Source organism: Luteimonas viscosa (genome assembly GCF_008244685.1).
Lineage (GTDB): Bacteria > Pseudomonadota > Gammaproteobacteria > Xanthomonadales > Xanthomonadaceae > Luteimonas > Luteimonas viscosa.
Genome location: NZ_VTFT01000001.1, coordinates 2,867,913 through 2,887,771 on the forward strand (window position 1 = coordinate 2,867,913; position 19,859 = coordinate 2,887,771).

Genomic DNA, 19,859 nt, shown 5'->3' on the forward strand with positions numbered 1-19,859 from the left:
CATGCGCCTGCTGCCGATCCTGGTCCTGAGCTTCTGCGCCGCCGTCGCACATGCCGCCGGCACGCCGTACGGCAAGCCCCTGCCCGCGGGCGAGACCGTGCCGGTGTCGCAGGCGATCGCCGACTTCGAGGCCCATGCCGACGCGCCGAAACGCTTCAGCGGCCGCATCACCGAGGTCTGCCACGCCAAGGGCTGCTGGATGATGCTCGAGGACGACGGTCGCAGCGCGCGGGTGATGTTCGGCAAGCACGACTTCTACATCCCGAAGGACACCACCGGCAGCGCGGTGGTGCACGGCGTGCTGACGCGCAAGGAACTCACGCCCGAACAGGTGGAGCACCTGAGCGGCGACAGCGGCAAGGGCATCGCCGCCGAGCCGGTGGAGTACCGCATCACCGCCGACGGCATCGAAATCGCGTCCTGACTATCGCCGCGCCGCGCGCGGCGAGCGAAAGCGCATGCCATGGACCGCCCGTTTCCGTCATCCACCCCGGCATCGGCGCCCCTGCCTTCGCACTGCTCGAACCCTTCTCCCGCTTGCGGGGGAAGGGCAGGGATGGGGGCGTCCCCGCCGCGAAGATGCTCCCGCGCCGCCATCGCGCTGCTGGCCGCGCTCGTGCTCGCCACGGCAGCGTCCCCGGCCGACGCCCGCACCGTCTACCGCTGCGTGCGCGACGGCACCGTCAGCCTCTCGACCGCGCCCGAGCCGGGATCGAAATGCGAGGCGAAGGAACTCGACGACAACGCCGTGCAGACCCCCAACCTGTGGGGTTCGATGGGCGTGTTCAGCGGCACCCTGTACGAACGCGAGCAGGACGGCACGCTCGTCTACGGCACCCGCAACCTGCCGGGTTCGCGCCCGTACCTGCGCTTCACCGCGACCACGCCGCCGGGTGAGCCGGCGCACGAAGGGCTTGGCCAGGTCGGGGCGCCGCGACTGGAGCCATTCGCGGGAGAGTTCCGTGCCGCCGCGAAGGCGACCGGGGTCGAGGACGCCTGGCTGCGCGCGATCGCGCATGCGGAAAGCGCCTTCGACGCCGATGCGCTCTCGCCCAAGGGCGCACAGGGCGTGATGCAGCTGATGCCCGACGTGGTCTCCGACTATGGCGTGGACGATCCGTTCGACGCGCAGCAGTCGATCCGCGCCGGCGCGCGCCACCTGCGCGCGCTGCTGCGCCGCTACGACGACGACCGCACGCTGGCGCTGGCCGCCTACAACGCCGGCATCGGCACGGTGCAGCGCTACGGCGGCGTGCCGCCCTATGCGGAAACCCAGGCCTACATCGCCAAGGTACAGGCGCTGCACGCGCGCTATCGCGAGGCGATGGGCTTCCGGGTGGAGCGACCGGCGCAGTAGCGCCGGTCGATGCGCGTCAGCCCTTCGGCGTCAGCTTCAGCAGGCGCCCGTCCTTGCCATCCTCGATCACCCACAGCGCGCCGTCCGGCCCCTGGCGTACGCCGCGGATGCGCGCGCCCATCTCGAAGCGCTCGGCCTCCCAGGCGCGGTCGCCGTCGAACTCGATCCGCACCAGCGCCTGCGACGACAGGCCGCCGGCGAAGGCGTCGCCCTTCCAGTCCGGGAACAGGTCGCCGGAATAGAACACCAGGCTCGATGGCGAGATCACCGGCGTCCACGTGATCGCGGGGGCGTTGAATTCCGGGCGGGTGTCGTGGTCGGGGATCGGGCGTCCGTCGTAGTGGTCGCCGTTGGAGACGATCGGATAGCCGTAGTTGGCGCCGCGCTCGACCTTGTTGAGCTCGTCGCCGCCCTTCGGTCCCATTTCGATGTCCCACAGCTGGCCGTTGCCGTCGAAGGCGACGCCGAGCGGATTGCGGTGGCCGAGCGACCACACCTGCGCGGCCACCTCGCCCTGGTCGGCGAAGGGGTTGTCGGCGGGCACGCTGCCGTCGTCGTTCAGTCGCAGCACCTTGCCCATGTTCGAGGCCATGTCCTGCGCGGGATCGAACTTCTGGCGGTCGCCCGAACCGATCCACAGCATGCCCTCGTGGAACACGATGCGATGCGCGTAATGGCCGCGCCCGCTCACCTTCGGCACCTGCCGCCAGATCACCTCGAGATCCTCGAGCGCGCCGCCGCCGGCGTCGTCCGCCACCAGCCGCGCGCGCGCGACCGCCGCGCCGGCGGTATCGCCGTCGCCCGCTTCGGCGTAGCTCAGATACACCATGCCGTTGTCGGCGAACTGCGGATGCGGCACCACGTCTCCGAATCCGCCCTGGCCGCCGTAGACGACGTCCGGCACGCCGGTCACTTCGCCGGCGCGGCCCGTGGCGACGTCGACCAGCTGCAGCGTGCCCGGCTTCTCGCTCACCAGCAGGCGGCCGTCGGGCAGGAAACTCAGGGCCCAGGGCTCGTCGAACGAGGCCACCGTCTCGACCGAGAACGGACCGATCTCGCGGGTCTCGCGCGCCTGTTGTGCGCCCGCGTCCTGCGCGACCGCAGCCGTGTCGGCGGCCGTCGACTGAGCGGCGGGTTCCGCGGTGCCGTTGGCGCTGCACGCCGTTAGCAGCGCCAGGGACAGCAGGGTGGTGGTCAGCGCGGGTCGTGGCATCGGAATCTCCTCACCGGGATCGGGGGTCGCCGCATGATACCGTCCGACGAGCCGGCGATGCCGGCCCACGAGCGCCGAACCCCATGACGATGCAGGATTACGAAACGCACGACTGCCCCTATTGCGGCGAACCGGTCACGCTCGCGCTCGATGCATCCGCGGGCGACCAGTCGTACGTCGAAGACTGCCAGGTGTGTTGCCGGCCGATGATGGTCGTGGTCGCATTCGATGAGGCCGACGCGCCGCATGCACGTCTGCGCCGCGAAGATGAATGATCGCTACGGCCTGTAGTGCGCGAAACGGATGCGCACGCGCGTAACGCGCAGCGGCGGCCGGCATGCAGCCTTCCGACGCTGAACGCGAAACGCCTTGTTAACTTCGGCCATGCATCGATCTTTATGGATCCGCGGGCATGGTGTCGCCGTGCGGCAAACGGTCGTCAAGCACGCCAGCCGCGCGCACATTCGAATCCCCACGGGAGAAGCTGATGAAGATTGCACGCAAGCCGCTGTTCGGAATGATCGCGCTGGGCGCGGCCCTGGCGATGCCGATGGCCTTCGCACAGGAAGCCACAACCCCGGCACCGCAGGATCCGACCGCGCCGACGGCACCGACGACCACGGCACCGACGACGGCTCCGACGCAGTCCACCGCCCCGGCGACCGAACAACAGCCGCTGACATGGGCCGACGTCGATGTCGACGGCAGCGGAACCCTGAGCAAGACCGAGGCGGCGGCGGTGCCGGCGCTGGCACAGGTGTTCGACGACGCCGATGCCGACAGCAACGGCGAACTGACGCCGGACGAGTACAAGGCCTTCGCCGCCCAGGCCGCCCCGCAGCAGCCGGACGCTTCCGGCGGTGCCGACTGAGCGCGGGGTACTTCCCGCATAACCTCTCCAGGCCTGCCCCCATGCAGGCGTGCAAGCCATCGGCGGCCCCAGGGCCGCCGATGGTGTTTGCGGCGCCCGGGATCCCGGAGGCTCGATGCCCCGGCGGCCGTCGCGGCATACTGTGGCGATGACCACGCATTCCCCGATCGAGATGGTCGGCTTCGATGCCGACGACACCCTGTGGCGCAGCGAGGACTACTTCCACGCCGCGCAGGACGAGTTCGAACGCATCGTCGGACGTCACGTCGATCTCGCCGACGCACGCGTGCTCGAGCGGCTCTACGCGGTGGAGAAGGGCAACATCGCGGTGTTCGGCTACGGCGTGAAGGGCATGGCGCTGTCGATGGTGGAGGCCGCGGTCGACATCACCGACGGACGCATCGCGGCGCGCGACCTGCACCGCATCGTGCAGATCGCCAAGGACATGCTGCGCCATCCGGTGGAACTGCTGCCGGGCGTTCGCGACGCGGTCGAGGCGATCGCCGCCGAGCACCCGGTGGTGCTGATCACCAAGGGCGACCTTTTCCACCAGGAGGCGAAGGTGCGCGACAGCGGCCTGTCCGACCTGTTCCGGCGCATCGAGATCGTCAGCGAGAAGGACATCGACGCCTATGCGCGGCTGCTCGAGGAATTCGCGGTGCCGGCGGACCGCTTCGTGATGGTCGGAAACTCGATGCGCTCCGACATCGTGCCGATCCTGCGGCTCGGAGGCTGGGGCGTGCACGTGCCCTACCACCTGACCTGGGCGCACGAGAACGAGGCCGACGATGTCGCCGGCCATCCGCGGCTGCGGCAGGTCGCCGACGCGACCGGGCTGCCGGCTGCGATCGGCGACATCGCGGCGTCCGCCGCGATGGCTACAATCGTCGAAGCCTGACAGCGGACGCCCCGATGCGCGCCTTCGTCCCCCTGGTCGCGATCCTCGCCCTGCTGCCCGGGCCCGTGCTGGTCCACGCCCAGGAAGTCGCGCAGAACCCGGCCACCGCGCCTGACGCGGAACCGGCGCCGCAAGCGCCGGCGCAACCGCGCACCGGCGACGCCTGGATCGACGCGCACCTGCTCGACATGGACCTCTATGCCGCGCGTTTCGCGGATGCCTTCGTGGACGAGATCGTGCGCTACCACGAGGCCCCGCGCGAACTGGTGGAAGCCGCGCTCGCCGGCGGCGGGTTGCGCCCGGGCGATGTCTATTTCGCCTGCGCGCTGGCGCAGGCGGGCGGCCGCTCCTGCAGAACCGTGCTGGAGGCGCGTCGCCAGGACCCTGCGGCCGGGTGGGAGGCGATCGCGGCCGGCCTGGAGGTCGCGCCGGCCGTCTACCGGCGCATCCGCGGCGACATCACCGAAAGCTACGTGCGCTGGGCCCGCCCCCTGGTCTCCGGCACGCCTTCGAACCCGTAGCGGGCCCGCGGCGGGTCCCGGTGCGCGGGCGTGGCCGTCATCGCGGCATCGCCCCGGGGTCCGTGGCGCGCTTCCGGCCCGCCTTCTCGCTACATAGACGACCGGCAGGCCTAAGGTGGCCGTCCCCGTTTCCGGATCCAGCAAGCGCATGATCGACGTGGCGATCGTCGGTGGCGGGCCCGCGGGCCTGACCGCCGCCACCTACCTGCGGCGCTTCCACCGCTCCTGCGTGGTGCTCGATGCCGGCGAAAGCCGCGCGCGCTGGATCCCGGAGAGCAACAACTGCCCCGGGTTCCCGGGCGGCGTGTCCGGGACCGAACTGCTGCGGCTGCTGCGGGAGCAGGCCCGCGAGTTCGAGGTGCCGGTCGAACCGGTGCGCGTGGAACGCGTGGCGCGCGACCGCGACGGCTTCGTCGTCCAGGGCGGGGGCCGCAGCTGGCACGCCCGCGTGGTGATGATCGCCACCGGCCTGCGCGACCGCCTGCCGGCCGCCTGGGCCGAGGACGCGCTCGCCTGCGGCGCGCTGCGGCTGTGCCCGATCTGCGATGCGTTCGAGGCCAGCGACCGGCGCATCGGCGTGTACGGTCCGGCCGATTCGGTCGGATCGCATGCCGGATTCCTGCTGGCGTTCTCCTCGTCGGTGTTCGCGCTTCCGGCCGATGGCGGCGATGGCGGAGCCGCGGGCGAGGCCGCGCGCCAGGCTGGCGTGCAGTGGCTCGGCGCGGGCGAACTGCAGTTCGACGGACGCCGTTGCAGCTACAAGGCGGTGGATGGCGAGGTTGCGCTGGACACGGTGTACTCCTACCTCGGTTTCGAAACCTCGGTGCCGCTCGATGGCCTCGACATCGAACGCACCCGCAGCGGCGAGATCGTGGTCGACCGCCACCAGCAGACGCACGTGCCGGGCCTGTATGCGATCGGCGACATCGTCGGCGGCCTGAACCAGATCGCGGTCGCGGTCGGGCAGGCGGCGATCGCCGCGACCCACGTGCACGGCGAGCTCGCCCCCGCCGCGCGCGGCGACGCGGAGTCCGCGCGGTGAACCCGGACATCATCGGCTGGCTCGCCTCGGCGATCCTGCTCGCGACCCTGGTGCGCCAGATCCGCAAGCAGGTGGAGGACGGCACCGGCGCGGGCGTTTCGCGCTGGCTGTTCATCGGCCAGAGCCTGGCCTCGGTCGGCTTCATCGCCTACAGCGTGCTGCTGGACAACTGGGTGTTCATCGTCACCAACAGCTGCATCCTGCTCACCGCGATCGTGGGGCAGTGGCTGCGGCCGAGGGGCACTGCCGACGCCCCTGGGCATTCAGAAAGATGAAGGCGAAGCCGTGTCGTGCTACCCCGGGGCGCGTTCTCACCTTCCAGACGCGGCTGCCGTTATCGTCTGCCGATGGCGACGCGCATCCACCACCTCCCCATGCAACCCGTCGCATGACGAACAGTTGCGCCTGTTGCACCTTCCCGGGGCGCGGCCGGCGCGTGCCCCTTGCCGGCGTTCGCGGTGCCCGAAGGCGCGCCATGGCCGGCGAGGGGTTCACGCTGCTCGAGCTCATCATCGCCGTGGCCGTGGTCGCGATCCTGGCGACGATCGCGCAGGCCCAGCTTTCCAGATACATGGAGGGCGCGCGGGTGGCGGTGGCCGTTGCGGACATCGCGGCCATGGAGCTGGAGATCCAGCGCTTCCAGGGTCTGCCGGGCGGCCCGTTGCCGGCGTCTCTCGCCGACATCGGCCGCGCAGGCTTGCTGGACCCATGGAAGCGCCCCTACCACTACACGAACCTGACCACCACAAACAAGGGCAAGGCGCGGAAGGATCGCCGGCTCAACCCGATCAACTCCGACTACGACCTGTTCAGCGCCGGCAAGAATGGCGTCTTCAAGCCGCAGGTGAGCCAGAAGGACAGCCTCGACGACGTGATCCGCGCGCGTGACGGCGCCTACATCGGCCTGGCCGAGGACTTCTGAGCCCTGCCATGGGGGTCGGTCCACGCCTGTCCACGGCGATCCTCGCCAGCCGCTTCGGCCGCCGCCTGTTCCTGCTGTTCTGCCTTGCCGCGCTGGTGCCGGCATCGGTCGTGTTCTGGATGACCTACCGCACCGCGACCGCGGACGCCGAGGCGTCGCGGGTGCAGGTGCTGCGCGACGGCGCCAAGAACTACGCGCTCGGGGTGTTCGAGCGGCTGCAGCTCGCCGACCAGGCGCTGGCGACGGTCGATGCGCTGGCGATCGCCGACGGCCGCGACGGCGAACTGCTCGCACTGTACTTCAGCGACGTCTCGGTGCGTCCGCGCCCGCCCGTCGGGCAGCTCCCGCCACGCCTGCAGGTGACGTCCGCGCCGGACGGCGCCAGGCCGCAGCTCCTGCGGGTGGATGGCGACCGCATGCTCGTGGCCACGCTCGCCCCGGGCTTCCTCTGGGGCGAGTCGGCCGAGATGAGCCAGGACATGCGGATCTGCGTCTACGACGCCCGTGAACGCATGTTCTGCGGCGGCCATCCCGGCACCGACCCCGACGATCGCCTGCTGACCGCGAACTGGGACCTGTTCCTGAAGGCCGGATTCGATGCGCCGGCGTGGACGGCCGTGTCGGTGGCGGGCGCCGGCCCCAGCCTGCTGCGCTATCGCGGCGTGGTGATACCGGCCGCGGCTGCGGTGCTGCTGCTCGCGCTGCTGCTGAGCTCGGTCCAGATCCGGCGCGTCCTGGTCCCGCTTTCGGACCTGCTGCGCCGGATCCAGCGGGTCGAGGGCGGCACCACTACCGTGGCCACGCAGGCGGGCGAGGACGAATTCGCCCTGCTCACGCGCACCTTCGATGCGATGCAACAGCGCATCGGGCGCCAGATCGACACGCTCCGCATCCTGTCGGACATCGACCGGCTGCTGCTCGGGGGGGCGTCGCTGGAGCAGCTGCTGGACCTGGTGGCGCGCCGCCTGCGCCATCTCGCCGGGCCGGCGACGATCTGCATCGTGGTGCCGCCACTGGACGCCGACAGCGCCACGATGCTGTGCCTGCTCCGTCGCGATGGCGACGCGGTGGAACAGCTGCCCTGTCCGGATCCGCGCGGCGGGCAGACGGGCTCGGCGCAGGGGCAATGGCTGGCCGTGGATGCCGTGGAGCCCGGCTGCGCGCGCGAGGCCTGCCTGGGCCATGGCGTGCGCGAGGTGTTCGCGCTGCTGCCCGCCGAGGCGCCGCGACCGGTGCAGGTGCTGCTCGGTTTCACGGCGCGGCCGCCGGCCTGGGAGCAGCCCCTGGCCCAGGCGGCAAAGCTGGCCGAGGCGATTCCGGTCGCGTTCGCGTTCGAGGAGCGACGCCGCCAGCTCGTGTTCCAGGCCAGGCACGATCCGCTGACCCAGTTGCCGAACCGGCTGGCGACGTTCGAGGCCGTCTCGCAGGCGATCGGCGACGCCGCGGCCGCGGGTACCCGGTTCGCGGTCGCGTTCCTCGACCTCGACCGCTTCAAGTCGATCAACGACGGCCTCGGCCACGGCTCGGGCGACGAACTGCTGGCGGGGGTCGGGCGGCGCATCCGCGACAGCCTGCCGGCGACGGACTTCGTGGGCCGCTTCGGTGGCGACGAGTTCTGCGTGATCCTCGCCGACGCCCGCAGCGACGCCGAGGCCGAGCAGGCGATGCGGCGGATCGTCGACGGGCTCTCGCGCCCGGTGAGCGCCGGCGGGCGCGAATTCGTGCAGGGCTTCAGCGCGGGCATCGCGTTCTACCCGGACCACGGCCGCGATGCCAGCACCCTGATCCACAACGCCGACCTGGCCATGTACCAGGGCAAGCGGGCCGGCGGGCGGGGGCTACGCGTCTTCGCGCCCGAGATGAACGCCGCGGCGCGGTCCAGGCTGCAGATGGAGAACGAACTGCGCGATGCGATCGCCGCAGGCGCGATCGAGGTCCATTACCAGGCACGCGTCGACAGCCGCGACGGACGCGTCGTCGGCGCCGAGGCGCTCGCGCGCTGGACCCATCCGCGCGCCGGCCCGATCCCGCCCGCGACCTTCATCGCCCTGGCCGAGGACACCGGCCTGATCGACGACCTCGGCGAGCTGGTGCTGCACAAGGCATGCGCGCAGCTGGCGGCGTGGACCGCATCGGGCCTGCGCCTGGCGCAGGTCTCGGTGAACGTGTCCGGCCACCAGCTGCGTTCGCGCCGGCTCGCCGAGACGGTGCGGCGCGCGGTCGAGGCAGCCGGCATCCCCGCTTCCGCGCTGGAACTCGAGATCACCGAGACGGCGCTGATCCTGGACCGCGAGGCCGGCGAGCAGCAGCTGCGACGCGTGCGCGAGTTCGGCGCCACCGTCGCGATCGACGATTTCGGCACCGGCTACTCCTCGCTGTCCTACCTGGCCGAGCTGCCGTTCGACACGCTGAAGATCGACCGCTCCTTCGTCTCCGGCATCGGCGATGGCGGCACGCCGATGGCGGCGATCGTCCGTGCGACGATCGGCCTGGCACGCGAACTCGGCAAGCACGTGGTCGCCGAAGGCGTGGAATCGATGCCGGACGTGGAGCAACTCGCACGATGGGGTTGCCACGTGATCCAGGGGTACGTGTATCACCGCCCGGCGGACGCGACCGCGTTCGCCGCGATGCTCCGGTCCGGTACGCCGCGCGGCTGAGCGAGGGCGCAGATGCCGGGCGCCCACCGGCCCGGGCGCGGAGCGTTCGACGCCATGGCGCCCGCGGGCGACAATGCCGGCGTCCGCGACCATCGCTTCCGCCATGACAGCCCCCGCCCAGACGAGCCCTCCGACGACGCCGGACGCGACTTCGATCCGCCTGTCGGTCGCCCCGATGATGGACTGGACCGACACCGACTGCCGCGTGTTCCACCGCTTGCTGGCGCCGCACGCGCGGCTGTATTCGGAGATGGTGCATGCGAATGCGGTGATCCATGGCGACCGGGCGAAGCTGCTGGCAATGGATCCGTCGGAGCATCCGGTCGCCCTCCAGCTCGGCGGCAGCGAGCCGGCGTTGCTGGCGCAGGCCGCGCGCATCGGCGCCGGGTACGGCTTCGACGAGATCAACCTCAACTGCGGCTGTCCCTCCGACCGGGTGCAGGCGGGCCGCTTCGGCGCATGCCTGATGCGCGAGCCGGCGCTGGTGGCCGAGGGCGTGGCGGCGATGATCGCGGCGGTCGGCACGCTGGAGCGTCCGGTGCCGGTGACGGTGAAGTGCCGGCTGGGGGTCGACGACGACCACGACTGGGATCGCTTCCGCGGTTTCGTCGACACCGTGGCCGACGCCGGCTGTCGCATGTTCGTGGTGCACGCGCGCAACGCCTGGTTGAAGGGGCTGTCGCCGAAGGAAAACCGCGAGGTGCCGCCGCTGCGCTACGACTGGGCCTGGCGGCTCAAGCGCGAGCGACCGGACCTGCAGGTGATCATCAACGGTGGCATCGCCTCGCTCGAGGAGGCGGTCGCGCACCTGGACCATGCGGACGGGGCGATGCTCGGTCGTGCCGCCTATCACGATCCCTATCTGCTGCACCGGCTCGACGTCGCCCTGTTCGGCGGCGCATTGCGGCCGCGCCAGGCGCTGCTGCGGGAACTGCGGCCGCATGTCGAGGCGCAGCTCGCGCGCGGGGTGCCGCTGCGCCACATCACCCGCCACGTCCTCGGCCTGTACCACGCCCAGCCCGGCGGGCGCGCGTTCCGCCAGGTGCTGAGCGAGGGCGCGCACCGGCCCGGGGCGGACTGGTCGCTGATCGAACGCGCGCTCGCGGCCACCCGCCCGTCGGCCGGGCTGGCGGCGTGATCACCCGCGACCTCGACGCGTTCCTGGCGCTTGCACGCGATACCGCGCCGGACTTCGGCCCGGGCACCGCGCGCGCCGCCTTCCTGGTCGCGCCGGACGGGTTCGCCCACGCGGTCGAATCCGCCAGCGACAACCGCTACATGGCCGCCGCGGCGGCATTCGAGCCCGGGCTGGCGATGCAGCAGCATCGCGCGCTGCACGCGGCGCTCTCCCGGCAGCTGCCGACCGTCTGCTTCGCAGGCGACGCCGGAACGCCCGACGCCGTGTTCCCGAACAACGTGTTCGCCAGCGCGCGCGCGGATGCCCGCAGCGGCGGTGCATTCGCGCCCCGGCTGGTGATCGGCCGCATGCGCCATCCGGTGCGCCGGCGCGAGGCGGCGCGGCAGGACATCCGCGGCTGGTTCCGCGAGGTGGCGGGGTATGCCGAACTCGACCTGTCGACGCAGCCGCACGCCTGCGAGCTCACCGGCGCGCTGGTGATCGATCGCGCCCGGGGCCTGGGCTACTGCGGCCTGTCCGAACGCTGCGATGCGGCCGGCGCCGCGCTGATGCACGAAGCGTTCGGCTTGCGCGCGACCCTGGCGTTCGACCTCGCCCCCGGCGAATACCACGCCAACGTGGTGCTGGCGGTGCTGGCCGGCCGCGCCGTGCTGGCCTGCCCGGAGGGATTCGCGGTACCCGCGGTCGCGCAGGCCATCGCCCGCCTCTACCCGCACGCAGCCCTGCTTTCGGCAGCCGAGCGCGACGCCTTTGCCGGCAATGCCATCGCCCTGGCCCCCGGCACCGTCTCGATGAGCGCCACCGCCGCGTGCGCGCTGCGGCCCGGCACGCGGCGCATGCTCGAAGCGGCGGGCTTCGCCACCTGCCAGGTAGACCTGTCGGCCATCGAGGCGGCGGGCGGTTCGCTGCGATGCTGCGTGGCCGAAGTGTTCTGATCCTTGCCCGGGATGAACCGCCGGGCGTTGGTGAAAGAAAAGTTAAGGGACGATTCACCGCCCGCCGCCAAGAATGCCGATCCACCCCCGCGAATGGGGCCTGCGCATCCGCGTGTCCGGGAATCCCGTTGAAATGAGAGTCCTGTCGTCCCGACCGAGCGTCCTCGTCCTGTCCGCCGTGCTCGTGCTCGCCGGCTGCGGGTCGGCGTGGGCGCAGCAGCCACCGCGTGAGCGGGGCGGGGCCGGACAGGAGGACGCGCGCGACCAGCGCATGCGGGAACCGCGGATGGCACCCCCCAACCGCAACCGCGATGCGCTGTCGGATTCGGTGCGGCGTTTCGAACGCAGCAACCGCGGCAGTCGCGTGCTCAGTGCCGAGCGCATGCAGGCCGACGGCCGCGACGTGAACCGGATCAAGGCCATGGACGACCGCGGTCGCGTGCGCATCTACGTCGACGATCCGCAGCGCCGGAGGCCCGAGCCGCCGCGGCGTCCGCCTACACGCGGCGACCACGACTGATCCTGCACTCTGTTCAGGAAAGTGCGGCCACACTGGCCGCATCCACTGATATGAACGGAGTCGTTCCATGCGCATCCTGCTCGTCGAAGACGAAGCTCCCCTGCGTGAAACCCTGGCCGCGCGCCTGAAGCGCGAGGGCTTTGCCGTGGACGCCGCCCAGGACGGCGAAGAGGGCCTCTACATGGGCCGCGAAGTGCCGTTCGACGTCGGCATCATCGACCTGGGCCTGCCGAAGATGTCTGGCATGGAACTGGTCAAGGCGCTGCGCGACGAGGGCAAGCAGTTCCCGGTGCTGATCCTGACCGCTCGCTCGAGCTGGCAGGACAAGGTCGACGGCCTCAAGCAGGGCGCCGACGACTACCTGGTCAAGCCTTTCCACGTCGAGGAACTGCTGGCGCGGATCAACGCCCTGGTGCGCCGCGCCGCAGGCTGGAGCAAGCCGACGCTGGAATGCGGTGCGGTGGTGCTCGACCTGGCCGCGCAGACGGTGACGGTCAACGGCCAGAACGTCGATCTGACCAGCTACGAGTACAAGGTGCTCGAGTACCTGATGATGCATGCCGGCGAGCTGGTGTCCAAGGCCGACCTGACCGAGCATATCTACCAGCAGGATTTCGACCGCGACTCCAACGTGCTCGAGGTCTTCATCGGTCGCCTGCGCAAGAAGCTGGACCCGGAAGGCGCGCTCAAGCCGATCGAAACGGTGCGCGGCCGCGGTTACCGGTTCGCGATCCCGCGCAACGGCGAAGGCTGAAGCCACGCATCACGGCGATCGGCTGGCCGCGCCACGGCGCGGCGACGCCGCCACGCGATCGGCTATCTTGGCGGCCCGGGGTCGGGCGTCCGTGCCGCCCCGCGATCGCCCGAGCCGAATGAGCCGACCCTGATCCGATGAGTACCGGCAAGTCCGCACGCGTGCTGCCGTGGCGCCCGCGCTCGCTGCAGGCGCGGCAGCTGATGGCCGCCAGCCTCGGCCTGGTGGCGTTTCTCGCGCTGGCCGGTTACGCACTCGATCGCGCGTTCCTCGACGTCGCCAGCGAAGGCCAGCGCGATCGCCTGCGCAACTACGTGTTCGCCTATGCGGGCGATGTCGAGTTCCTTCGCAATGGCGACCTCTACTCGCCCGACAACGGGCCGGACGACCGATTCGACCGGCCCGGCAGCGGCCTGTACGCGGAGATCGTGCTGCCCAACGGCGGCTGGATCTCCCGCTCGGCCTCCGGCCCGCAACTGCCCGAGGCGACGATGCTCGCCGGCGGCGAGGAGACGTTCGAAGGCCCGCTGCCGATGACCCGCAGCGACGGCACCCCGGGGCAGGTGTACCGCTACGGCCTGGGCATGGTCTGGGCCTCGCAGGACTCCGCGCCCGACGCCGAGTTCCCCTACACGATCTACGTGATGGAGGACGCCGGCACCGTGCCGCGCCAGGTGCGCGTGTTCCGTGCGGCGCTGTGGGGCTATCTGGGCATCGCCGGCGTGATCCTGCTGCTGCTGCAGACGCTGGTCGTCCGCTGGAGCCTGTGGCCGCTGCGCAAGGTGGTCGAGGAACTCAAGCGGGTGCAGCGCGGGCAGGCGCACCGCATGGGCGAGCGCCACCCGCGCGAGCTCGAGCCGCTCACCGACAGCATCAACGCGCTGATCGAGAGCGAACGCGAGAACCTCGAGCAGCAGCGCAACACCATGTCCGACCTCGCCCACAGCCTGAAGACGCCGCTGGCGGTGATGCGCGCGCGGCTTGATTCCGACGCCGGCGACGACGAGTTGCGCGCAGACGTCGCCACCCAGCTGCAGCGAATGAACGACCTGGTGAGCTACCAGCTCGGTCGTGCCGCCTCGAGCGGGCACACGCTGTTCGCCGCGCCGATCGAGGTCGAACCCTATGCCGAGACGCTGGTGCAGGGGCTGGAGAAGATCTATGCCGGCAAGCGCGTGATCTGCGAATTCGACATCGACCCGGACGCGCGTTTCCACGGCGAACCCGGCGACCTGCAGGAACTGCTCGGCAACCTCACCGAGAATGCCTTCAAGTGGGCGCGCTCGCGCGTACTGCTGACGGTCAAGCCCGGCGACAGCGCGCCGAACCGGCGTCCCGGCCTGCTGCTGGCGGTCGACGACGACGGGCCGGGGATCCCGGAGGAGCGCATCCCGCTGGTGCTGCAGCGTGGGGTGCGCGGCGACGAGCGCGTGCAGGGACACGGCATCGGTCTGTCGATCGTACAGGACATCGTGCGCAGCTACCGCGGCGAACTGCAGGTGGGCCACTCGGCCGAACTCGGCGGTGCGCGTTTCGAGGTCCGGCTGCCGCCCGGACTGTAGGACGGGCCCCGTCCCGTCGTGCGGGGCGCGGGCATGCGCCCTATGCGATCGGGCCGAAGAAGCGTTCGAAATGCGCCGCCACGGCCGGGAACGCGTCGCGCAGCGTGGCCGGGTCGCTGAAGTGGTATTCGCTGCAGACGGCGAAGAACTCCTCCGGGGCTTCGGCCGCGTAGGGATCGATCGCCACTTCGCGTCCGGCGTCCACGTCGGCGACGAACGCGTCGAACGCCCGCTGGAAGTCCTGTGCCCATGCGCGCTGCCAGTCGCGCGGCAGCGGCGGGGTGCCGTCGAGCACGCCGTCGAGCGCATCGAGCTTGTGCGCCATCTCGTGCACCGCCACGCAGAAGCCGGCGTGCGGGTCGTCCAGATCGGATTCGACATCCGCCCAGGACAGGATCAGTGGCCCGCCGTCCCAGGCTTCGCCGATCAGTTCGTCGTCCCATTCGTGCAGTACGCCGGCGGCGTCGACATGGGTACGGTTCACCCGGAACGCATCCGGGTAGACGATCAGCTGCGACCAGCCGTGCAGGCCCTCTTCGCCGAACTCCAGCAGCGGCAGGCAGCACAGCGCGGCCAGGATCGCGCGTCGGGTCGCATCGAGTTGCAAGGGTTCGATCGGGGTGATCGTCTTGCGCTGCAGGAACAGCGTGGCCAGTGCGCGCAGGCGCTGCGAACGCGTGTCGTCGAGCGCATGGATCCAGCGTACGCGCGCCTGGACGTGGCGCCAGGTGTCGTCGTCGACCGGATCGGGCGCGCGGCCGAGCAGCCGCCGGATCAGCCCGGGCACAACCGCGTAGCCCTCAGCGGATCATGCCCGGCAGGAAGCTGTGCCAGCGCGGCGGGCGGGTGGTGGCTTCGGACTCTCCGGTGCGGCGGGCGGGCGCGGGGCGGGCGCGGGCTGGCGCGACGGCGCGCTTGTCGCCGGCGGGGACGGCCGAGGCATCGGCTTCCGCATCGGTCACCGGGCACCCGGCGCTGCCGCCGTTGGCATCCATCAGGGCGGGCTCGCGGCCAGCCGCGGGGAGCGCGGCGCAGGCCAGCAACAGACAAAGCAGCAGGCGGTTTCGCAGTCCAGGAGCCATGGCAACCATCCTTTGGCCAGTTGTTGCGGTGGCAACAGTTCACTATACCTTGATGCGGGCAGGGCGCGGAGGGTTGCAAGCGGGATGCGACGAGCGGGGCCGGCGGCGCGCCGGGCCGAGTCCGCCTCGGGCGCCGGGACGCGCGGCTGCCGGCGATCCCGGATAATCGCGGGCATGTCCCGCCACAACGTCCCATGACCACGGCCGCCGATCGCGCCCTGCTGGAGCGCCTGGTCGCCGGACCGGTGTCCGGCGACGTGCTGGCGCGCGAGTCCGGCCTGACCCGCGCGGCGGTGTGGAAGCGGATCGAAGGCCTGCGCGAGGCGGGCGTCGCGATCGACGCCCGGGCCGGGCGTGGCTATGCGTTGTCCGCTCCGGTCGACCTGCTCGACCCGGACCGGATCCTGCTCGCGCTGCCGCCGGCCGTACGCGCGGATGTCGCCGCGCTCGAGGTGGCATGGTCGCTGGATTCGACCAGTTCCGAACTGCTGCGGCGCAAGGACCACTCCGCGGGCGCGCACGTCCTGCTTGCCGAGCGCCAGACCGGCGGCCGCGGCCGTCGCGGGCGGCCGTGGGCTTCGCCGCTGGCGGCCAACCTGTATCTCTCGGTGGCGCGGCGCTTCGATGCCGGACTGGCGCGCCTGGGCGGGCTGAGCCTGGTGGCGGGGGTCGCGGTGGTCGAGGCGCTGCATGCGCTGGGGTTCGCGCAGGCCCGGCTGAAATGGCCGAACGACGTGGTCGTCGCCGATGACGGGCGACTGCGCAAGCTCGGCGGCATCCTGGTCGAGGGCGGCGGAGAGCATGCCGGGCCGGCGCGCGCGGTGGTCGGCATCGGCCTCAACGTGCGCATGCCGGCGCAGGCCGGTGCCGGCATCGACCAGCCCTGGCTCGACCTGCAGGCGCTGGCGCATCCTCCCCCGCGCAGCATGCTTGCCGCCGGCGTGCTGGCGCGACTGCTGCCGGCGCTGGTGCGCTTCGACCGCGAGGGGCTCGCGCCATTCCTGGCGCAGTACGCCGCGCACGACGTGCTGGCCGGGCAATCTGTGCAGGTACATTCGGGCGACGGCCTGCATGACGGCATCGCGCTGGGCCTCGCCGCGGACGGCGCGCTGCGCGTGCGGCTGGGGCAGGGCGAGCGCTGCTTCCATGCCGGCGAAGTCAGCCTGCGACGCACGGATCGCACGCCATGAGCGACTGGCTGTTCGACCTCGGCAACTCGCGGCTCAAGTGCGCGCCACTGCAGGCGGACGCGAGCCCGGGCGAGGTGCTGGCGTTCGCCCACGACGGCGTGGCCCTGGCCGAAGGCTGGATCGACTGCCTGCCGCCGCGCATCGACGCGGCGCACGTGGCGAGCGTCGCTTCGCCGGCGTTGCGCACCGCACTGCTGGAGGCGCTCGCCGCGCGCTGCGGCCGCATCGGCCTGGCGGCGACGCAGCGCGCCTGGGACGGCCTTCGGATCGCCTACGCCGCGCCGGAAAGGCTCGGCGTGGACCGGTTCCTGGCGATGCTCGCCGCGCACGCGCGCGGTGGCGCGTGGCTGGTGGCGGGCGTGGGCACCGCGCTGACCATCGATCTGGTCGACGCCGGCGGCCGCCACCATGGCGGACGGATCGCGCCGTCGCCGGCGCTCATGCGCGAGGCGCTGCAGGCGAAGGCGGCGCAACTGGTGGCCGACGGCGGCCACTATCGCGAGTTCGCGGCCGACACCGACGACGCGCTGGCCTCGGGTTGCCTCGGTGCGGCGCTGGCCCTGGTCGAACGCAGTCTGGCGGCGGCGGCAGATGCCTGCGGCGCGCCGGTGCCGCTGCTGCTGCACGGCGGCGGTGCCGAAGCGTTGCTGCCGCACCTGCGCGACGCCGAGCATGATCCCTCGCTGGTGCTGCGCGGCCTGGCGCACTGGGCCCGGAGCGGACCGAGCCCCTAGAATCGACCGATGTTCGCCCGCGCCCTGATCGTCCTGCTGCTGATCCTCAACCTCGGTGTCGCGCTGTGGTGGGCGACGCGTGGTGACGACGCGCCGTCCGCCGACGAGCTGCCGCTGCCGCGAGGGGTGGAACCGCTGAGACTGCTGGAAGAGTCGGCGGACCCCGCGGCCCCGGCCCGCGCGCCGGTGACGGTTCCGCCCGGCGCGCCGGAGGCACGGGATGCGCGGGACCAGGCCGCTGCGACGGCCGGTCCCGGGCCGACCACAGCGGCGACGGAAGCCGGCGAAACGACCCCGGCCCGGGAGGCCGCCGCGGCCCCGGCCGTGGCCACCGTCTGCCACAGCTTCGGTCCGTTCGCGGACGCTGCCGCGGCCGGGCGCGCGGCCGCGCAACTTCGGCCGGCGGTGCGGGGCGTGGCGACCCGACAGGTGCGGCCGGCGCCGCGTGGCTGGAACGTGCAACTGTCGGCGCTGCCGGACCGGGCGGCCGCCGATGCCGCCGCGACGCGGCTGTCCGCCGCCGGCTTCGACGACCACTATCTCCTGCCCGCCGCGGAAGACGGCACCGTCGACATCGCCCTCGGCCGGTTCGGAGGCGAGGCCGCCGCGCAGCGCCACGTCGCGGCGCTGCAGGCGGCAGGATTCGCCGCGGTCGCCGAGCCGATCGGAGGCGATGGCCAGACCCGGCACTGGGTCGACGTCGTCGCCGGCGAGCACGTCGACCCCGACGTGCTCAGGCGTGCGGCCGGCGCGGCGCAGGGCGAGCCCATCGAATGCGAGCCCGCAGCGGCGGTACCTTGAGGGGCGTGGGCTAGAATGCCTTCCGGTCGACGCCGGCGCCGCCGACGACAGCGCCGCTTTAGCTCAGCTGGTAGAGCAACCGCCTTGTAAGCGGTAGGTCATCCGTTCGAATCGGATAAGCGGCACCACGTCCGGCGACCGGGCCTGCAGGCCGATTCCGGGGCGGCATCCGGCCGGCCGGTTCCGGGAACGATTCATCCACCAGCCCCGCCACGTCAGTCCGCATCGTGCCTGCGGACAGCGGTGGCACCGATCCCGCCTGTTTCGCCCGTGCACGGCCCGCGCTTGCTGCGCTGCGACATCGGGCTGGCTCGCCGGGTCGCTAGACTGCCGGCCCGGACCCTTGCACGAGAAACCATCCGCCATGGACCAGCGCTATCCCCCGGTCTCGATGTTCGGCGTGCCCACCGATGTCGGCGCGGGCACGCGCGGCGCGTCGATGGGACCGGAGGCGCTGCGCGTCGCCGGCCTCGGCGAGGCGCTCAGGGCGCGTGGCGTCGACATCGCCGATGCCGGCGACGTCCCGGGGCCGAAGAATCCCTGGCTCGGGCCGGTCGATGGCTACCGCCACCTCGACCAGGTGGTGGCCTGGAACCAGGGGGTGTTCGAAACCACGCAGGCCATCCTCCGCGACGGCCGCATGCCGGTGATGCTCGGCGGCGACCATTGCCTGGCGATCGGCTCGATCGCCGCGGTCGCAGCGCACTGCCGCCGCGAGGGCAGGAGCCTGCGGGTGCTGTGGCTGGATGCGCACACCGACTTCAACACCAGCACGATCACGCCCTCGGGCAATGTCCACGGCATGCCGGTCGCCTGCCTGTGCGGCATCGGCCCCGACGCACTCACCCGGATCGGCGGACACGTGCCCGCGATCGTGCCCAGCCAGGTGCGGCAACTCGGCATCCGCTCGGTGGACCAGGACGAGAAGCGTCTGGTCAAGGAACACCGGCTCGACATCTACGACATGCGCTACATCGACGAGGTCGGGATGAAGCGGGCGATGGAACAGGCCCTGCAAGGCCTCGATCGCGACACCCACCTGCACGTGAGCTTCGATGTCGACATCCTCGACCCGACCATCGCGCCGGGCACGGGCACGCCCATCCCGGGCGGCGTCAACTACCGCGAGGCGCAGCTGATCATGGAAATGATCGCCGACAGCGGCCGGCTGCGATCGCTCGATATCGTCGAGGTGAACCCGGCGCTGGACAACCGCAATGCGACCGCCGAACTCGCCGTCGACCTGGTCGAAAGCCTGTTCGGCAAGTCCACGCTCATGCGCGACTGACGCGACCCCACCGCGCCGTCACGCCGCGGCGACAAGCCTGAACATCGCCCGCGCGCCCCGAGGCACTACCGGGTGTTGCGCCTTGCAGTCAACGCGGATTTCACGCCCGCCAGCGTCTTATGTCCGGGACGAACGCGGACGATCCGCGATCGCATCGAAAAGCCTCCAGGAGAAACCAGATGAAGCGTTTGATGGCCATGATGCTGCTTGCCATGTTCTCGGTCGGCATGCTGTCGGCGTGCAACACGACGAAGGGCTTCGGCCAGGACGTCGAGAAGGTCGGCGACAAGATCGAGGACGCGGCCGACGACACGGGCGGCACCGATCCGAAGTGATCGACCCCGCACGAACGCGTTTCGGGAAAGCCGGCA

At 71.5% G+C, this 19,859-nt stretch carries 23 protein-coding genes and 1 tRNA gene; 21 read left to right on the plus strand and 3 right to left on the minus strand.

Going from position 1 to position 19,859, the window contains the following annotated elements; genetic code table 11:
* Position 1: 1 nt before the first annotated feature.
* Both FZO89_RS12695 and FZO89_RS12700 read left to right on the plus strand, forming a co-directional pair.
* Positions 2–424: a DUF4920 domain-containing protein gene (locus FZO89_RS12695; protein WP_149103602.1), complete on the plus strand. Its 423-nt coding sequence runs from the start codon at positions 2–4 to the stop codon at positions 422–424.
* A gap of 132 nt (positions 425–556) precedes the next feature.
* Positions 557–1,357, plus strand: a complete 801-nt coding sequence (locus FZO89_RS12700; RefSeq protein ID WP_149103603.1) for a lytic transglycosylase domain-containing protein — start codon at positions 557–559, stop codon at positions 1,355–1,357.
* 16 nt (positions 1,358–1,373) lie between these two features.
* Here FZO89_RS12700 and FZO89_RS12705 read toward each other — a convergent pair whose 3' ends face one another.
* Positions 1,374–2,570: a PQQ-dependent sugar dehydrogenase gene (locus FZO89_RS12705; RefSeq protein ID WP_149103604.1), complete on the minus strand. Its 1,197-nt coding sequence runs from the start codon at positions 2,568–2,570 to the stop codon at positions 1,374–1,376.
* Positions 2,571–2,653: 83 nt separating this feature from the next.
* Here FZO89_RS12705 and FZO89_RS12710 point away from each other — a divergent pair, with 83 nt between their 5' ends.
* The 13 genes from FZO89_RS12710 (at position 2,654) to FZO89_RS12770 (ending at position 14,393) form a co-directional block, all read left to right on the plus strand.
* Positions 2,654–2,845: a CPXCG motif-containing cysteine-rich protein gene (locus FZO89_RS12710; protein WP_262378647.1), complete on the plus strand. Its 192-nt coding sequence runs from the start codon at positions 2,654–2,656 to the stop codon at positions 2,843–2,845.
* A gap of 137 nt (positions 2,846–2,982) precedes the next feature.
* On the plus strand, positions 2,983–3,441 hold the full coding sequence (locus FZO89_RS12715; RefSeq protein WP_262378648.1) for an EF-hand domain-containing protein: 459 nt from the start codon (positions 2,983–2,985) through the stop codon (positions 3,439–3,441).
* 148 nt (positions 3,442–3,589) lie between these two features.
* Positions 3,590–4,339, plus strand: a complete 750-nt coding sequence (locus FZO89_RS12720; protein ID WP_149103606.1) for an HAD family hydrolase — start codon at positions 3,590–3,592, stop codon at positions 4,337–4,339.
* A 14-nt stretch (positions 4,340–4,353) separates the two neighbouring features.
* The gene (locus FZO89_RS12725) at positions 4,354–4,860 is read left to right on the plus strand and encodes a hypothetical protein (RefSeq protein ID WP_149103607.1); all 507 of its coding nucleotides are present in this window, start codon (positions 4,354–4,356) and stop codon (positions 4,858–4,860) included.
* Positions 4,861–5,008: 148 nt separating this feature from the next.
* The gene (locus tag FZO89_RS12730) at positions 5,009–5,902 is read left to right on the plus strand and encodes an NAD(P)/FAD-dependent oxidoreductase (RefSeq protein ID WP_149103608.1); all 894 of its coding nucleotides are present in this window, start codon (positions 5,009–5,011) and stop codon (positions 5,900–5,902) included.
* The gene (locus tag FZO89_RS12735) at positions 5,899–6,177 is read left to right on the plus strand and encodes a hypothetical protein (protein WP_149103609.1); all 279 of its coding nucleotides are present in this window, start codon (positions 5,899–5,901) and stop codon (positions 6,175–6,177) included. The genes FZO89_RS12730 and FZO89_RS12735 overlap by 4 nt, the downstream gene beginning before the upstream one ends.
* 200 nt (positions 6,178–6,377) lie before the next feature.
* Positions 6,378–6,824: a type II secretion system protein gene (locus FZO89_RS12740; protein ID WP_149103610.1), complete on the plus strand. Its 447-nt coding sequence runs from the start codon at positions 6,378–6,380 to the stop codon at positions 6,822–6,824.
* Positions 6,825–6,832: 8 nt separating this feature from the next.
* A complete protein-coding gene (locus FZO89_RS12745) occupies positions 6,833–9,484 on the plus strand; it encodes a putative bifunctional diguanylate cyclase/phosphodiesterase (protein ID WP_149103611.1) in 2,652 nt (883 codons plus the stop codon).
* Between the two features lie 103 nt (positions 9,485–9,587).
* Positions 9,588–10,622 carry a tRNA dihydrouridine(20/20a) synthase DusA gene (gene dusA / locus FZO89_RS12750; protein ID WP_262378649.1) on the plus strand — a complete coding sequence of 345 codons (1,035 nt, stop codon included), beginning with the start codon at positions 9,588–9,590 and terminating at the stop codon, positions 10,620–10,622.
* The gene (locus FZO89_RS12755; protein WP_149103613.1) at positions 10,619–11,557 is read left to right on the plus strand and encodes an arginine deiminase-related protein; all 939 of its coding nucleotides are present in this window, start codon (positions 10,619–10,621) and stop codon (positions 11,555–11,557) included. The genes dusA and FZO89_RS12755 overlap by 4 nt, the downstream gene beginning before the upstream one ends.
* A gap of 286 nt (positions 11,558–11,843) precedes the next feature.
* On the plus strand, positions 11,844–12,077 hold the full coding sequence (locus FZO89_RS12760) for a hypothetical protein (protein ID WP_149103614.1): 234 nt from the start codon (positions 11,844–11,846) through the stop codon (positions 12,075–12,077).
* Between the two features lie 67 nt (positions 12,078–12,144).
* A complete protein-coding gene (locus tag FZO89_RS12765) occupies positions 12,145–12,831 on the plus strand; it encodes a response regulator transcription factor (RefSeq protein ID WP_149103615.1) in 687 nt (228 codons plus the stop codon).
* 137 nt (positions 12,832–12,968) lie between these two features.
* Positions 12,969–14,393: an ATP-binding protein gene (locus tag FZO89_RS12770; RefSeq protein WP_262378650.1), complete on the plus strand. Its 1,425-nt coding sequence runs from the start codon at positions 12,969–12,971 to the stop codon at positions 14,391–14,393.
* A gap of 40 nt (positions 14,394–14,433) precedes the next feature.
* Here FZO89_RS12770 and FZO89_RS12775 read toward each other — a convergent pair whose 3' ends face one another.
* Both FZO89_RS12775 and FZO89_RS18550 read right to left on the minus strand, forming a co-directional pair.
* Positions 14,434–15,180, minus strand: a complete 747-nt coding sequence (locus FZO89_RS12775; protein ID WP_262378651.1) for a M90 family metallopeptidase — start codon at positions 15,178–15,180, stop codon at positions 14,434–14,436.
* Positions 15,181–15,193: 13 nt separating this feature from the next.
* Positions 15,194–15,475, minus strand: coding sequence for a hypothetical protein (locus tag FZO89_RS18550; RefSeq protein ID WP_187471147.1), 282 nt, complete (start codon positions 15,473–15,475; stop codon positions 15,194–15,196).
* A gap of 194 nt (positions 15,476–15,669) precedes the next feature.
* Between FZO89_RS18550 and birA the strand changes: the two genes are divergently transcribed.
* From birA to FZO89_RS12805, 6 genes are all read left to right on the plus strand, one after another.
* On the plus strand, positions 15,670–16,665 hold the full coding sequence (birA, locus tag FZO89_RS12780) for a bifunctional biotin--[acetyl-CoA-carboxylase] ligase/biotin operon repressor BirA (RefSeq protein ID WP_149103616.1): 996 nt from the start codon (positions 15,670–15,672) through the stop codon (positions 16,663–16,665).
* Entirely contained in the window at positions 16,662–17,399 is a 738-nt protein-coding gene (locus tag FZO89_RS12785; protein WP_149103617.1) for a type III pantothenate kinase, read from the plus strand. Before birA ends, FZO89_RS12785 begins: the two co-directional genes overlap by 4 nt.
* A 9-nt stretch (positions 17,400–17,408) precedes the next feature.
* Positions 17,409–18,200, plus strand: a complete 792-nt coding sequence (locus FZO89_RS12790) for an SPOR domain-containing protein (RefSeq protein WP_149103618.1) — start codon at positions 17,409–17,411, stop codon at positions 18,198–18,200.
* A 52-nt stretch (positions 18,201–18,252) separates the two neighbouring features.
* A tRNA-Thr gene (locus FZO89_RS12795) sits at positions 18,253–18,328 on the plus strand.
* Between the two features lie 236 nt (positions 18,329–18,564).
* The gene (gene rocF, locus FZO89_RS12800) at positions 18,565–19,488 is read left to right on the plus strand and encodes an arginase (RefSeq protein ID WP_149103619.1); all 924 of its coding nucleotides are present in this window, start codon (positions 18,565–18,567) and stop codon (positions 19,486–19,488) included.
* Positions 19,489–19,667: 179 nt separating this feature from the next.
* Positions 19,668–19,823, plus strand: a complete 156-nt coding sequence (locus FZO89_RS12805) for an entericidin A/B family lipoprotein (RefSeq protein ID WP_149103620.1) — start codon at positions 19,668–19,670, stop codon at positions 19,821–19,823.
* Positions 19,824–19,859: the final 36 nt, after the last annotated feature.

Excerpts from the sequence above, each read along its gene's own strand:
- dusA (WP_262378649.1), top strand. The coding sequence starts at position 9,588 with ATGACAGCCCCCGCCCAGACGAGCCCTCCGACGACGCCGGACGCGACT.
- rocF (WP_149103619.1), top strand. The coding sequence starts at position 18,565 with ATGGACCAGCGCTATCCCCCGGTCTCGATGTTCGGCGTGCCCACCGAT.
- FZO89_RS12740 (WP_149103610.1), top strand. The coding sequence starts at position 6,378 with ATGGCCGGCGAGGGGTTCACGCTGCTCGAGCTCATCATCGCCGTGGCC.
- FZO89_RS12715 (WP_262378648.1), top strand. The coding sequence starts at position 2,983 with ATGGTGTCGCCGTGCGGCAAACGGTCGTCAAGCACGCCAGCCGCGCGC.
- FZO89_RS12770 (WP_262378650.1), top strand. The coding sequence starts at position 12,969 with ATGAGTACCGGCAAGTCCGCACGCGTGCTGCCGTGGCGCCCGCGCTCG.
- FZO89_RS12710 (WP_262378647.1), top strand. The coding sequence starts at position 2,654 with ATGACGATGCAGGATTACGAAACGCACGACTGCCCCTATTGCGGCGAA.
- FZO89_RS12805 (WP_149103620.1), top strand. The coding sequence starts at position 19,668 with ATGAAGCGTTTGATGGCCATGATGCTGCTTGCCATGTTCTCGGTCGGC.
- FZO89_RS12785 (WP_149103617.1), top strand. The coding sequence starts at position 16,662 with ATGAGCGACTGGCTGTTCGACCTCGGCAACTCGCGGCTCAAGTGCGCG.
- FZO89_RS12790 (WP_149103618.1), top strand. The coding sequence starts at position 17,409 with ATGTTCGCCCGCGCCCTGATCGTCCTGCTGCTGATCCTCAACCTCGGT.
- FZO89_RS12695 (WP_149103602.1), top strand. The coding sequence starts at position 2 with ATGCGCCTGCTGCCGATCCTGGTCCTGAGCTTCTGCGCCGCCGTCGCA.
- FZO89_RS12730 (WP_149103608.1), top strand. The coding sequence starts at position 5,009 with ATGATCGACGTGGCGATCGTCGGTGGCGGGCCCGCGGGCCTGACCGCC.
- FZO89_RS12745 (WP_149103611.1), top strand. The coding sequence starts at position 6,833 with ATGGGGGTCGGTCCACGCCTGTCCACGGCGATCCTCGCCAGCCGCTTC.
- FZO89_RS12765 (WP_149103615.1), top strand. The coding sequence starts at position 12,145 with ATGCGCATCCTGCTCGTCGAAGACGAAGCTCCCCTGCGTGAAACCCTG.
- FZO89_RS12725 (WP_149103607.1), top strand. The coding sequence starts at position 4,354 with ATGCGCGCCTTCGTCCCCCTGGTCGCGATCCTCGCCCTGCTGCCCGGG.
- FZO89_RS12760 (WP_149103614.1), top strand. The coding sequence starts at position 11,844 with ATGGCACCCCCCAACCGCAACCGCGATGCGCTGTCGGATTCGGTGCGG.
- FZO89_RS18550 (WP_187471147.1), bottom strand. The coding sequence starts at position 15,475 with ATGGCTCCTGGACTGCGAAACCGCCTGCTGCTTTGTCTGTTGCTGGCC.
- FZO89_RS12720 (WP_149103606.1), top strand. The coding sequence starts at position 3,590 with ATGACCACGCATTCCCCGATCGAGATGGTCGGCTTCGATGCCGACGAC.
- FZO89_RS12700 (WP_149103603.1), top strand. The coding sequence starts at position 557 with ATGGGGGCGTCCCCGCCGCGAAGATGCTCCCGCGCCGCCATCGCGCTG.
- FZO89_RS12705 (WP_149103604.1), bottom strand. The coding sequence starts at position 2,570 with ATGCCACGACCCGCGCTGACCACCACCCTGCTGTCCCTGGCGCTGCTA.
- birA (WP_149103616.1), top strand. The coding sequence starts at position 15,670 with ATGACCACGGCCGCCGATCGCGCCCTGCTGGAGCGCCTGGTCGCCGGA.